At 60.2% G+C, this 13,393-nt stretch carries 12 protein-coding genes; 7 read left to right on the top strand and 5 right to left on the bottom strand.

Annotated elements, in window-relative coordinates:
• Positions 1-45: 45 nt before the first annotated feature.
• Positions 46-843 (top strand): sugar phosphate isomerase/epimerase, encoded by a 798-nt coding sequence (locus F3J41_RS17640; protein ID WP_058759364.1) that lies wholly within the window; start codon positions 46-48, stop codon positions 841-843.
• On the opposite strand, the gene F3J41_RS17635 is transcribed toward F3J41_RS17640, so the two are convergent.
• From F3J41_RS17635 to F3J41_RS17625, 3 genes are all read right to left on the bottom strand, one after another.
• A complete protein-coding gene (locus tag F3J41_RS17635) occupies positions 840-1,445 on the bottom strand; it encodes an alpha/beta hydrolase (RefSeq protein ID WP_104094194.1) in 606 nt (201 codons plus the stop codon). The two genes, F3J41_RS17640 and F3J41_RS17635, sit on opposite strands and share 4 nt — an antisense overlap.
• A gap of 11 nt (positions 1,446-1,456) precedes the next feature.
• A complete protein-coding gene (locus F3J41_RS17630) occupies positions 1,457-2,398 on the bottom strand; it encodes a glutathione S-transferase family protein (RefSeq protein WP_166711920.1) in 942 nt (313 codons plus the stop codon).
• Between the two features lie 98 nt (positions 2,399-2,496).
• Complete coding sequence (locus F3J41_RS17625; RefSeq protein ID WP_058759361.1) at positions 2,497-3,396, bottom strand: LysR family transcriptional regulator; 900 nt, start codon at positions 3,394-3,396, stop codon at positions 2,497-2,499.
• A 185-nt stretch (positions 3,397-3,581) separates the two neighbouring features.
• Here F3J41_RS17625 and F3J41_RS17620 point away from each other — a divergent pair, with 185 nt between their 5' ends.
• Positions 3,582-4,706, top strand: coding sequence for a GNAT family N-acetyltransferase (locus tag F3J41_RS17620; protein ID WP_104094192.1), 1,125 nt, complete (start codon positions 3,582-3,584; stop codon positions 4,704-4,706).
• Here F3J41_RS17620 and F3J41_RS17615 read toward each other — a convergent pair.
• Complete coding sequence (locus F3J41_RS17615; protein WP_166711918.1) at positions 4,703-6,535, bottom strand: ABC transporter ATP-binding protein; 1,833 nt, start codon at positions 6,533-6,535, stop codon at positions 4,703-4,705. The two genes, F3J41_RS17620 and F3J41_RS17615, sit on opposite strands and share 4 nt — an antisense overlap.
• A gap of 63 nt (positions 6,536-6,598) precedes the next feature.
• Here F3J41_RS17615 and F3J41_RS17610 point away from each other — a divergent pair, with 63 nt between their 5' ends.
• Positions 6,599-7,093: a GNAT family N-acetyltransferase gene (locus F3J41_RS17610; RefSeq protein WP_166711916.1), complete on the top strand. Its 495-nt coding sequence runs from the start codon at positions 6,599-6,601 to the stop codon at positions 7,091-7,093.
• A gap of 373 nt (positions 7,094-7,466) precedes the next feature.
• Here F3J41_RS17610 and F3J41_RS17605 read toward each other — a convergent pair whose 3' ends face one another.
• The gene (locus F3J41_RS17605; RefSeq protein ID WP_021507882.1) at positions 7,467-8,381 is read right to left on the bottom strand and encodes a sugar ABC transporter substrate-binding protein; all 915 of its coding nucleotides are present in this window, start codon (positions 8,379-8,381) and stop codon (positions 7,467-7,469) included.
• Between the two features lie 435 nt (positions 8,382-8,816).
• Here F3J41_RS17605 and F3J41_RS17600 point away from each other — a divergent pair, with 435 nt between their 5' ends.
• The 4 genes from F3J41_RS17600 (at position 8,817) to kdpA (ending at position 13,393) form a co-directional block, all read left to right on the top strand.
• Positions 8,817-10,211: an MFS transporter gene (locus F3J41_RS17600; RefSeq protein WP_021507881.1), complete on the top strand. Its 1,395-nt coding sequence runs from the start codon at positions 8,817-8,819 to the stop codon at positions 10,209-10,211.
• 141 nt (positions 10,212-10,352) lie between these two features.
• Entirely contained in the window at positions 10,353-11,516 is a 1,164-nt protein-coding gene (locus F3J41_RS17595) for an HD-GYP domain-containing protein (RefSeq protein WP_021507880.1), read from the top strand.
• A gap of 108 nt (positions 11,517-11,624) precedes the next feature.
• Positions 11,625-11,714, top strand: a complete 90-nt coding sequence (gene kdpF, locus F3J41_RS17590; protein ID WP_021507879.1) for a K(+)-transporting ATPase subunit F — start codon at positions 11,625-11,627, stop codon at positions 11,712-11,714.
• On the top strand, positions 11,714-13,393 hold the full coding sequence (kdpA, locus tag F3J41_RS17585; RefSeq protein WP_166711914.1) for a potassium-transporting ATPase subunit KdpA: 1,680 nt from the start codon (positions 11,714-11,716) through the stop codon (positions 13,391-13,393). Before kdpF ends, kdpA begins: the two co-directional genes overlap by 1 nt.

Below are 13,393 nucleotides of genomic sequence, written 5' to 3'. Positions count from 1 at the left end.
CACAGCCTCTGTCACCGCTTTATCCGGACGATTAAGGAGCTGTTGATGTCTGCAAACCCGAAATTCCTTAACCTGGTGCTGTTAAACGGTGAATCGGCGCATAAGCTGCAGGCGGCGCGTGCCGCCGGGTTCGATCAGGTTGAAATGTGGCGGGAAGAGGTTACTGAGCATACGGCGGCGCTGGCCGCGCAGCTAAACCTGGGCTTTACCAATCTGCAGGTGCTGCGTGACTTTACCGGCGCGCCGGACAGCGAACGGCTGCAAAAGCGCGCCGAACTGCGTGATTTCATTCGCGTCGCGCAATCGCTGGGCTGCGATACCATTCAGGCGCCGGCAACCACGCGCGAAGACTGCGTTGCGGAGCGCATTGATGAAGATCTGCGCTGGCTGGCCTCGGAAGCCGCGCGCTATAACATGCGCATCATGTATGAACCGATGGCGTGGTGCAGCGTCGACAATACGCTGCCGCTGGCGTGGCAGCGTTTGCAGCGGCTGGATCAGCCCAATATCGGGCTGGTGGTCGATCTGTTCCACATCTGCGCACGCGGTGGCGATGCCTCTCAGCTCGACGGCATTCCGGCCGACCGCATTTATGAAGTGCAGCTGTGCGATATGGCGCAGATGCCACCGCAGGAAAAGCAGGCGCTGAGCGACTATGCGCGCCATCAGCGCTTACTGCCCGGCGACGGCATCATTGAAGTGGAACGCTTTGTCGATAAGCTGAAAAGCGCAGGCTATCGCGGTCCGGTGGGCATCGAAGTGTTTAACGATCGCCTCAAAGCACAGCCGCCGGAAGCGGTCGCGCGTCAGGCGTGGCAGGCGCTGCAGCGCTACTGGCCTTAATCCTGCAGGCACTGGGCGATGTAGGCCGCTGCCTGCATCGCGCCGTGGCTGGAAATGGTGTGACCGGTGGTGGGTTCATACTGTGCGGTGACCGCGACGCCCGCGCTCTGCAGGCGCTGCGCGGCGGAGACGGTTTCGCTGAACGGGATGACCTCATCGGCTTTGCCGTGAATCAGCAGCGCGGAGGCATGCGGCGGCGGCGTGAGCGCCTCGTCAAAGGCCAGGCGACCGGAGAAGGCCACCACACCAGCCAGCGGATAGCGTCCGGAGGCCAGCGCATCCAGCGCCATGATCGAGCCCTGCGAGAATCCCACCAGAATCACCTTCTGCCACGCGCCGGCCATCGCGTGCTGCGCCATCAGCTGCTGCAGCGTGGCGTCAAAGGCGTCGCGCGCAGCCCGTACGCGTGCCGGACGGTTTTCCGGCGTGATGCCGGTCAGGCTGAACCACTGATAGCCCATGGCGTGCTCAAAGGGAAAGGGCGCATCGGGCGTGGCAAATGCCACGTCGGGCAGCAGCGCTGACCAGTGTTGCCCCAGCACCGCCAAATCCGCGCCATTACTGCCGACGCCATGTAAAAACACCACTAACGCTTTTGCCATTGCCCTGCTCCTTAAAAACCGTAGTCCGCCATATCCGGTCCCGCTGGCACGATGCCGTTGGGATTCAGCGCTTTAATCGAATAATAGCCCTGTTTGATGTGGTCGATGTTCACCGTTTGCCGCACGCCGGAGACCGCCAGCACACTCTTCAGATAACGATCGAGCAGCGGGTAATCGCGCAGGCGGCGCAGGTTGCATTTGAACAGGCCGTGATAGGCGACGTCAAAGCGTATCAGGGTCACGAACAGGCGGATATCGGCTTCGGTCAGTCGTTCACCCAGCAAAAAAGTGCGGCCATCTTTCAGCCGTTGCTCCAGCTCATCCAGCTGCTCGAATACCTCATTAAACGCCTGCTGATAGCTTACCTGGGTGGTAGCGAAACCGGTGCGATAAACGCCGTTATTGAGACGCGGGTAGATCGTTGCGTTCAGCGCGTCGATCTCCGGGCGCAGATCCTCAGGGTAGAGATCGAGCCGGTTGTCTGCCAGATCGCCAAAGCCGCTGTTGAACATGCGCAGAATATCCGACGACTCATTGTTAACGATGGTCTGGGTTTTTTTATCCCACAGCACCGGCACGGTCGCGCGCCCGGTAAAGTCGGCGTCGGCGCGGGTATACAGCTGGTGGAGATACTCAGCGTTGTTCAGCGGGTCGCGATCGGCACCGGGATAATCGCCGAAGCGCCAGCCCTGCGCGCCAAGCTGCGGCTCAACCACCGACACGCTGACAATCTGCTCCAGCCCTTTCAGGCTGCGCGCAATGAGCGTGCGCGAGGCCCATGGGCAGATCAGCGCGACATACAGATGATAGCGATCCGGCTCGGCGGCAAATTCGCTGCTGCCATCGGCGCTAATCCAGTGACGAAAGCTGGAAGTCTGGCGTACAAAGCCACCCTGTTTATCGGTGGCCTGAACCGGATGCCACTCTGCGCTCCACTTACCGTTTACCAACATCGCTCTGCTCCTCTGAAGTGATGTCAGCAGCTTACCGTGCTGCCGTTATGCTGATAATCCGGGCAAAACGGCTTTTATTGTTTCCATAATGGAAGGAATCAGCCGGGCGGATGCAGGCGGAAGTGCTCGGCCAGAAAGTCGATCAGCAGGCGGGTTTTCTGCGCCAGATGGCGCGCGGGCGGATACAGAGCAAACAGGCCCATGGCTGGCGGCGCAAAGTCCTCCAGCAGCGTGACGATTTCGCCCCGCTGCAGCGCCGGTGCAGCGATAAAACCGGGCAGACGCGCAATGCCGAGGCCGGCCAGCGCCGCCTGCAGGCAGGCTTCGGTGTTGGAGAAGCACAGGCGGCCGCGAATCGGCATGCTGACGCTGTCGCCACACGGCGTAACGAACGGCCAGTGCCAGGGATCGCGAAAGTTGGTGTCGCTGATGCACTGATGCGTCGCCAGATCGCGCCAGTGCTGCGGCGTGCCGTGCTGCAGCAGATAGCCGGGCGCGGCGGCGAGGCGAATCGGCACCTCGCCCAGACGGCGCGCAATCAGGCTGCTGTCGTCCAGCTTGCCGATGCGGATCGCCATATCGAAGCCTTCATCGACGATATTCACGGCGCGGTCGGAGAAGTTGACGTCCAGCTCAATCAGCGGATAGTGACGCGCGAACGCCACCAGCACGCTGGCCAGCACCGCGGTGCCGAAGGTGCCGGGTGCGCTAATCTTCAGGCGGCCGGTGGGCGAGCGGGCATTCTCCTGCACCGTGGCATCCAGCGCGTCGAACGCCTCCAGCAGGGTTTTCACCCGCTCGTAATAGGCGCGGCCGATCTCGGTGGGCGACAGCGCCCGTGTGCTGCGCTTGAACAGCTGCACGCCAAGCTGCTGCTCCAGACGCGACACCAGCTTTGACGCCTGGCCGCTGCTGGTGCCGAGCCGGGCGGCGGCACCCGCAAAACTGCCGACTTCGAGTACGGCGACAAACATGCGATCACAATCAAGACGATCCATGGTATTTCCTGCAAGGGAAAAGGGTGAGTATACACAGGCGAAGTGAAAAATCGTGGCACGGGCCGCGACAGCAATGTGCGCAGCATGGCGCAACGATCCGCTTTACATTCAGTGCGCCGCACCTTTCGCACGGCGGCAAAACCTGCTGAACTAGGCATTCGCCTTAAGCTGGCCGGGAGCCACCAATGCCTTTGCTTCACCTGTCATCGCTGGCGGAGATCACCGCTGCCGAATGGGATGCGCTGTTACCTGACAATCAACCTTTTTTGCGTCACGCCTTCCTGCTCGCGCTGGAAGAGAGTGGCAGCGTGCGCGCGGAAAACGGCTGGCAGCCGGATCATCTGCTGTGGCGCGAAGACGGCAGGCTGCGGGCGGCGCTGCCGGGCTACCGTAAACGCAACTCGTGGGGCGAATATGTGTTCGATCACGCATGGGCCGATGCCTGCCAGCGTGCCGGCATCGCCTATTACCCCAAATGGCTCGGCGCCATTCCGTTCAGCCCGGTGACCGGTGCGCGTCTGCTGGGCGACGAGACGGCCATCATCCCGATGCTGGAAGCGCTGCCCGATGCGTTGCAGCGGCACGGCTTAAGCGGGGCGCATATCAACTTCACCACGCCGCACGCCAACGCGCTGCTGGCAACCCAGCCGGACTGGCTGGCGCGCCTCGGCGTGCAGTATCACTGGCACAATCGCGGCTACCGCGATTTTCACGACTTTCTCGACACGCTGATGTCGCGCAAACGCAAGCAGCTGCGCAAAGAGCGCGAACAGGTGGCCAGCAGCGGCTTTGCGTTTAACTGGTATCGCGGCGATGAGCTGCGTGAAGATCAGTGGGATTTTGTGTATACCTGCTACGCCAACACCTACGCGGTGCGCGGCCAGCATCCCTATCTGACGCGCTCCTTCTTCAGCCTGCTGGCGGAGCGGATGCCGCAGGCGATTCGCGTGGTGATCGCCACGCTACAGCAGCAGCCCGCGGCCATGGCCTTCTGTCTGGTGGATGACGACACGCTGTATGGCCGCTACTGGGGCTGTCTGGCAGAGTTTGACCGGCTGCACTTCGAGACCTGTTTCTACCAGGGCATGGATTTCGCCATCGCCGAAGGGCTGCAGCGCTTTGATGCCGGTGCGCAGGGCGAGCACAAGCTGGTGCGCGGCTTTGAACCGCAACTCACCCACTCCTGGCACTATCTGTGCCATCCGGGGCTGCGTGACGCGGTCGGGGATTTTCTGCAGCAGGAGCGGGCAGGGGTACGCGCCTGGGCACAGGAAGCGCGCGACGCCCTGCCTTACCGGCGCGGCGATTAATCGACGCCGACAAATCCGCCGGTCTGATGCTGCCACAGGCGCGCGTACAGACCGCCGTGCGCCAGCAGTTCGCGATGGTTACCCATCTCAACAATGCCGCCGTTCTCCAGCACCACCAGCCGGTCCATTTTCGCGATGGTCGACAGGCGATGGGCGATGGCGATCACCGTTTTGCCCTGCATCAGCGTCTCCAGGCTCTCCTGAATCGCCGCTTCCACTTCCGAGTCGAGCGCCGACGTGGCTTCATCCATGATCAGAATCGGCGCATCTTTCAGCAGCACGCGGGCGATGGCAATACGCTGGCGCTGGCCGCCAGAGAGTTTGACGCCGCGCTCGCCGACGTGCGCATCCAGCCCGGTGCGGCCCTGCGGATCAGAGAGCAGCGGGATAAACTCGTCGGCGCGGGCGCGCACAATCGCCGCCTGCAGTTCGGCTTCGCTGGCATCCGGGCGACCGTACAGCAGGTTTTCGCGAATCGAGCGGTGCAGCAGCGACGTATCCTGGGTGATCATGCCAATCTGACTGCGCAGGCTCGCCTGTGTGACCTGCGCGATGTCCTGATCGTCAATCAGAATGCGCCCGCCGTTGATGTCATACAGCCGCAGCAGCAGGTTCACGAGGGTCGATTTACCGGCGCCGGACGGGCCAATCAGACCGATTTTCTCGCCAGGCTTGATATTGAGATTCAGGCGGTTAATCACCTGGCGGCCGCCGCCATAGTCAAAACGCACATCCTCAAAGCGGATCTGGCCGCGCGTCACCTGCAGCTTTTTCGCCTGCGGCGCATCCTGCACGCTGAGCGGTTGCGCAATAGTATTCAGGCCATCCTGCACCATGCCGATGTTTTCGAAGATGCCGTTCACCACCCACATGATCCAGCCGGACATGTTCACCAGGCGAATCACCAGCCCGGTGGCCAGCGCGATGGCGCCTACGCTGATCAGCGACTGGCTCCACAGCCACAGCGCGAGGCCGGAGGTGCTGACAATCAGCAGGCCATTGAGTGTCGACAGCGTGATATCCATGCTGGTCACCATGCGGCTGGCGTGCTGGGTTTTGTCGGTCTGCTCCTGAATGGCGTCGCGCGCGTAGCGTTTTTCCAGATCGTTATGGGCAAACAGTTTCAGGGTGGCGATATTGGTGTAACCGTCAACGATGGTGCCCATCAGCTTCGAGCGCGCCTCGGATGACACCACCGAGCGCTGCTTGACGCGCGGCACAAAGAAGCGCAGCGACAGGCTGTACGCCACAATCCAGATGATCAGCGGAATCATCAGGCGCCAGTCGGCTTCCGCGAACAGCACCAGTGAGGTCACGGCGTAAATCACTACGTGCCAGATGGCATCCACCAGCTGAACCGCCGAGTCACGCAGCGAGTTACCGGTTTGCATGATGCGCTGGGCGATACGGCCGGCAAAATCGTTCTGGAAGAAATTGAGGCTCTGCCGCAGCACATAGTTGTGATGCTGCCAGCGAATCATGCTGGTCATGCTGGGGTTAATGCTTTGATGCACCAGCATATCGTGCAGCGCGATCACCACCGGCCGCAGCACCAGCGCCACCGCCGCCATCCACAGCAGAATCGGCCAGTTATCGCTGAACAGCGTAGCGGGCGTGGTGTGATTGACCAGATCGATAATACGGCTGAGATAGCTAAACAGCGCCACTTCGATCAGCGCCTGCGCCAGTCCGACAATCAGCAGCGCGACAAAACTTGGCCACACCTGACGCAGATAATAGAGGTAAAACGGCCACACGCTGGCGGGTGGGGAATCGGTGGGGGCATCCTGAAAAATATTGATAAAACGTTCAAAACGACGATACAACATAAGGCCACTCTTTCCGATCGGTGAGAGTTAACAGCTTAGTGCAACTGAACAGGGATTATCGACATGGATTTGCAGATTCGCGGACGCGAACCGGGCGATGCCGCCGCCTATCAACGTTTATACAGTCATCCCGAGGTGTATCGCTGGACCACGCAGCTGCCGTTTCCCGGCGTCGCCACCTGGCAGAAAAAATTCGAGCGTATGGACAGCGAAGGCTATATCGGTTTTGTGGCGGAAATCGACGGGCAGATGGTGGGCGAGCTGACGCTGTTTACCGAACAGCGGCCGCGTACGCGTCACAGCATTAGTTTTGGTATTGGCGTCGATCCGGCGTTTAGCGGTCGCGGCATCGGTGAGCGGCTGATCCGCACCGGTATCGACTATGCCTTTAACTGGCTGGGCGTAATACGCGTTGAGCTGGAAGTGTTTCACGACAATCAGCGCGCGCTGCGTCTGTATCAGCGCCTGGGCTTTGAGCAGGAAGGCGTGAAGCGCAAAGCCTGCCTGCGCGAGGGCGAGTACCACGACATCATCGTCATGGCGATACTGCGCGAGTGATGGTTGCGTCGGCCTGGAACCGGGGCGCCCGGTAACCAGGTCGCCATAAATAGTGCCCCTACAGTGCTCACAGAATATCTGTAGGGTGCGCATTCATGCGCACCAGGAACCAGGTCGCCATAAATGGCGCCCCTACAATTTCACAGACTACCCGTAGGGTGCGCATTCATGCGCACCAGGCAACCCAGGTCGCCATAAATGGCGCCCCTGCAATTTCACAGACTACCTGTAGGGTGCGCATTCATGCGCACCAGGCAATCCAGGTCGCCATAAATGACACCCCTACAGTGCTCACAGAATATCTGTAGGGTGCGCATTGATGCGCACCGGGCAACCCAGCTCGCCATAATCGCGCCCCGGCAGTGTCCGCCTGCTACTGGCTGCGCTCGACGTATTTTTGCATATTTTCTTTGGTCACCAGCTCGAACGGGATCCACACGTGTGAAGCCACTTTCTCGCCTTTAATCAGCTTCTGCGCCACGTCTACCGAGGTTTTGCCCTGACCGATGGCGTCCTGAAACACCGTCACCTGCATCTTGTCCTGCGCCAGAGCCTTCAGGCCGTCCGGCGTGGCGTCGATGCCGCCCACCAGAATCTTTTTATTGCTCTTTGCCAGCGCCATTGCCGCACCAATCGCCATCTCATCGTTATTGGCCGCGACGATATCGATCGCTTCCCCGTTGCCAATCCAGTTGAGCATCAGATCCATGCCTTCGTTGCGCGCATAATTTGCTGGCTGCTTCTGTACCACTTTCATGCCCGGGTATTTCGCCACCACCTGCTCGACATCTTTGGTGCGCTGCAGCGCGCCGGCATCGGTCAGGTTGCCGATCATGATCGCCACGTTACCTTTATAATTCGCCAGCTTAGCCAGCGCCTCCATTTGCAGCGTGCCGGATTCGCGTTCGTCCGAACCGACAAACACTACGCCGGGCGGCAGGGTTTTATCGCCTGGCGTGCGGTTGACGTACACCAGCGGAATTTTCGCCTGCTGCGCCAGTCTGGTCAGCTGTGGTGTGCTGGCAGAATCCACCGGATCGACGATGATGGCATCCACGCCGGCGCTGATAAAACTTTGCACCTGGTCGGTCTGGCGGCCGACGTCGCCGCGCGCATCTTCAAACTGGGCATCCAGTCCGCGCGCTTTGGCTTCTTTATCGATGGCATGACGAATAATGGTAAGGAAGTTCTGGTCAAAATAGGCCATCGACACGCCGATCTTCTCCGCCAGCGCGGAGGCCGAACTGGTCAGCAGGCCAAGTAACAGTATCGCCTTGAGGGTTTTCATCGCAGACTCCAGAGTAAGCTGTTTATTAGAATAAATTTTTCATTGGTGTTTAAAATGGCTCAATGAAATCATTTTCAGCCTACGAGCCGGCAGCAGAGCTGGCAATCTGCTGCGTGGTAATTTGCTGTGCAGCGCACAATTTGCCCGACGCGCATGGATGCTTTGCCTGCTCATAGTGATCGCGCAAACTCTTTTCTCAGCGCTGGCGCACATTCCGCGGCGAAAGCCAGCACGGATTAAAGATTTTGTGCGCTACCGCACCCGGCTTTGTGTCAGCGACCAAAACCCGCGCCGTTTCGTCGCGCGGATTCCTTCATTCGCACAATGACCAGAGCAACACTGGCTTCCTATAGTTGCTGAACAGGGAAATCTGCGCGGTATTCCTGACCATCATCGCTTCGGGGCAGGATGCTCCTCCATCAAGGAATTCAGCCTATGTTGCAACGCAAAAACCGCAGCCAGAACAGCCATGTGCGTATCTGGATCCTTTGCCTGATTCTGTTCCTGTCAGTGGTCGCTTATGCCGATCGCTCGATCCTGTCGATCTCCGGCTCAGCGATCAAACAGGAGTTTGGCCTGTCGGCGATCCAGCTCGGCCTGATCCTTTCGGCCTTCAGCTGGGCGTATGTCATCGGCCAGATCCCCGGCGGATTGATTCTCGATCGCTTCGGCACCAAAAAGGTTTACGGCGTGACGCTGGCGCTGTGGTCGGTTTCGACCCTGCTGATGGGATTTGTCGGTGAGTTTTCCAGTGGCATGACCATGGCGCTGACGCTGATGTTTGCACTGCGCTTCGCGCTGGGCCTGATTGAGGCGCCGAGCTTTCCCGCCAACGCCCGCGCAGTCATCATGTGGTTCCCGGGCGCAGAGCGCGGACGCGCATCGTCGCTGTTTGCCTCAGCACAATACTTTGCCGTGGCGATATTCTCACCGCTCTCCGGCTGGCTGGTGTCGCGTTATGGCTGGGAATGGCCATTCTTTGTGCTCGGCGGCATCGGCGTGCTGGCGGTGTTTGTCTGGGCGGGCTATATGCGCAGCCCGCGTCAGCATCCGCACGTTTCCGCCAGCGAGTTACATTACATTGAACAGGGCGGCGCGCTGGTGGATATCGACGCCGCGCAAACGCTGCGGGCGCGGCCACCGGTCAGCAAAGCGATGTTCAAAACATTGCTCACCAACCGCATGCTGTGGTGCGCCTACCTCGGCCAGTATTGCACCATCGCGCTTAGCTACTTTTTCATTACCTGGTTCCCGATCTATCTGGTGCAGGCGCGCGGCATGAATATTCTGGATGCCGGTTTCGCTACCATTGCACCGGCGCTGTTTGGCTTTCTGGGCGGCATTAGCGGTGGTTACATCTCAGATAAGCTGCTGGCGCGCGGCTGGAGCCTGTCGTGGGCGCGCAAAACGCCATACATCGTTGGCATGCTGATGGCCGCCTCGCTGATTCTGGCGGCGGTGATCCCTTCCAACGCCGGCATTATCGCCATCATGTCGTTTGCCTTCTTCGGCAAAGGCGTGGCGGCGGGCGCGGGCACCTGGACCGTGGTCAGCGATACGGCGCCCAAAGAGGCGGTTGGCCTCGCCGGCGCGATCTTCAACGGCATCGGCAACATGGCGGGCTTTATCACGCCGCTGTTATTTGGCGTGATCGTTGGCCTGACCGGCAGCTACAGCATTGGCCTGGTGTTCGTCGGCGCGCACTGTGTCGTCGCGGCACTGCTGTTCCTGCTGGTGATGGGCCCGATTGAACGCGTAGGCGATCGGCACAACGCTGCCGCTGCCACAGAAGAGAAAACGGCGCAAAAGGCTGGCATCAAAGTGGCTTAATGCACTGCGCGGTAGCGGCGCAATTTATTGCGCAATGCATAAACGTTCCTGCCTGACCCGACCAGTCACGCCGCCCTGAAGATTTTTTGCTCAGCTGCCGATATCACTCCTTACCATCCACTGATATTAAGGAGCGATATCGTGATAAAGCTGATTACCGTTGACGAGCTGCGGCCAGGCATGTTTATCCACAAGCTTGAGGTCTGGTGGATCAAGGACAAACGCATTCGCAACCAGATGCTGATCACCGATAAGCGTCAGATCGCCCTGATCCGTAACGAGGGGATCCAGCAGGTATGGATCGATCCCGAGCGGTCGGTGCGCGCGCCTGCCACGCCGCAGCCGAAAAAAGACATTCCGCAGACGCCGTTTTTCCGCGAGATGGATCAGGCGCAGTGCATCTTCAACCAGGGCAAGCCGCAGGTGCTGGCGATGTTCAACGAAGCGCGCATGGGGCAGGGCCTCGATCTTGCCTTTACCCTTGAGCTGGTCGATGAAATTGCCGGATCGATTACCCGCGAGCCAACCGCGCTGCTCAGCGTGGCGCGGCTGAAAAATCATGACGATTACACTTACCTGCACTCCATGGCGGTGTGCGGTCTGATGATTTCGCTGGGCAAGAAAATGGGGCTGGATGAGCAGCAGCTGCGTCGCGTGGGCATGGGCGGATTGCTGCATGACGTCGGTAAAGCCGCGGTGCCGCTGACCATCCTCAACAAGCCGGATAAGCTCACCGACGAAGAGTTTACGATTATGCGCCAGCATCCAATCGTCGGTGCGCAAATGCTGATGGAAGCCCATGCGGATGAAGATTTGCTGGATATTGCGCTGCATCACCATGAAAAATTCGATGGCAGCGGCTATCCGCATCGGCTGCAGGGCGAAGAGATCTCGCTCTACGCACGCATGGCGGCGGTGTGTGACGTCTACGACGCGGTGACCTCCGATCGCCCGTATCGCAAAGGCTGGACGCCGGCTGAGGCGATGCACAATATGCTGAGCTGGCGCGGCCACTTTGACAGTGCGCTGCTGCACGCGTTTGTGCGCACCATCGGTATTTATCCGGTGGGCTCGCTGGTACGGCTGGCTTCCGGGCGCGTGGCGCTGGTGGTGCAGGCCGGGGAAAAATCGCTGCTGAAGCCCAAAGTGCATGTGTTCTGGTCGCTGCATTCGCAGCGCGAGGTCAAACCGGAAGCGCTGGACCTCGGCGACAGCTTCTGCACCGATACCATCACCGGCGCTGAGGACAGCGGCTTGTGGCACAACGTTGACCTGAATCGCATCTGGGCGCTTGAAAGCGCCTGATCCGCCCGCGTTTTTATACTTTCTTTACGCCCGCTCTGCGCCTTTTTACCCCTTCTTTATGCCGCGCCGCGCATGCTTGCTGCACTACCAAATCCTCTGGAGGTTGCTGTGAGTGTGGGCGTGATAGCCGGCATCGTGCTGGTATTTTTATTACTGGGCTACCTGATTTATGCCCTGCTTAATGCGGAGGCATTCTGATGGCGGCGAATGCGTTTTTACTGATTGCGTGCTATCTGCTGGTGCTGATGGTGCTGGCGCAGCCGCTGGGCCGCTTGCTGGCGCTGATGGTGGCGGATAAACCCCTGCTGGCGCGCAGCGAACGCGTGCTGTGGCGTCTGGCCGGCGTTGATGGCGCGGCGATGCGCTGGCCGCACTATCTGCTGGCCATCCTGCTGTTTAACGCGCTCGGCTTTGTGCTGCTGCTGGCGATGCTGATGGGGCAGGGCGCGCTGCCGCTCAATCCGCAGCATCTGCCTGGCCTGAGCTGGGATCTGGCGCTTAATACCGCGATCAGCTTTGTCGCCAACACCAACTGGCAGGCCTACGCGGGCGAAAGCACGCTGAGTTACTTCAGCCAGATGGCGGGCTTAACGGTGCAAAACTTCCTTTCGGCGGCAACCGGTATTGCGGTGGCGTTTGCGCTGATGCGCGGTTTTGCCAACCGTTCGCTGGAAACGCTCGGCAACGCCTGGCGCGACCTGACGCGCATCACCGTCTACGTGCTGCTGCCGATTAGCCTGCTGATGGCGCTGTTTTTTGTCAGCCAGGGCAGCATCCAGAACTTTGAACCCTATCATGCCTTCACCACGCTGGAAGGCGCGCAGCAAACGCTGCCGCTCGGGCCGGTAGCCTCGCAGGAAGCGATCAAAATGCTCGGCACCAACGGCGGCGGTTTCTTCAACGCCAACTCGGCGCATCCGTTCGAAAACCCGACGGCACTGACCAACTTTGTGCAGATGCTGAGCATCTTCCTGATCCCGGCCGCGCTGTGCTTTGCCTTTGGTCAGCAGCTGGGCGATCGCCGTCAGGGCCATATGCTGCTGTGGGCCATGAGCATCATGTTTGTGCTGGCGGTGGTCGCGGTGATGTGGGCTGAGCTGCGCGGCAATCCGCACTTTCTGACCCTGGGCGCTGATAGCGCGATCAACATGGAAGGCAAGGAGACACGCTTCGGCATTCTCAACTCCAGCCTGTTTGCGGTGATCACCACCGCGGCGTCGTGCGGTGCGGTTAACGCCATGCATGACTCCTTTACTGCGCTGGGCGGTATGGTGCCGATGTGGCTGATGCAGCTGGGCGAAGTGGTGTTCGGCGGCGTCGGTGCCGGCTTGTACGGCATGCTGCTGTTCGTGCTGCTCGGGGTGTTTATCGCCGGTCTGATGATTGGCCGTACGCCGGAGTACATGGGCAAAAAGATCGACGTGTGGGAGATGAAAATGACCGCGCTGGCGATTCTGGTGACGCCGACGCTGGTGCTGCTGGGTACTGCGCTGGCGATGATGACCGAAGCCGGACGCGCCGGTATGGCCAACCCCGGCATTCACGGCTTCAGTGAGGTGCTGTATGCGGTATCGTCGGCGGCCAACAACAACGGCAGCGCCTTCGCCGGTCTCAGCGCCAACACCCCGTTCTGGAACCTGCTGCTGGGCTTCTGCATGCTGGTCGGCCGCTTCGGCATCATCGTTCCGGTGCTGGCCATTGCCGGTTCGCTGGCGGCGAAGAAAATTCAGCCGGTGGGCAACGGCACGCTGCCGACTCACGGCCCGCTGTTTATCGCACTGCTGGTGGGCACCGTGCTGCTGGTGGGTGCGCTGACCTTCGTTCCCGCGCTGGCGCTTGGCCCGGTGGCGGAACATCTGCAACTTATTCAGGGATAA

The organism is Pantoea sp. Ap-870 (genome assembly GCF_011752515.1).
Classification (GTDB): Bacteria; Pseudomonadota; Gammaproteobacteria; order Enterobacterales; family Enterobacteriaceae; genus Pantoea; species Pantoea dispersa.
Note: the sequence above shows the minus strand (reverse complement) of the source record. Positions and strands in the feature narration are given on the sequence as shown.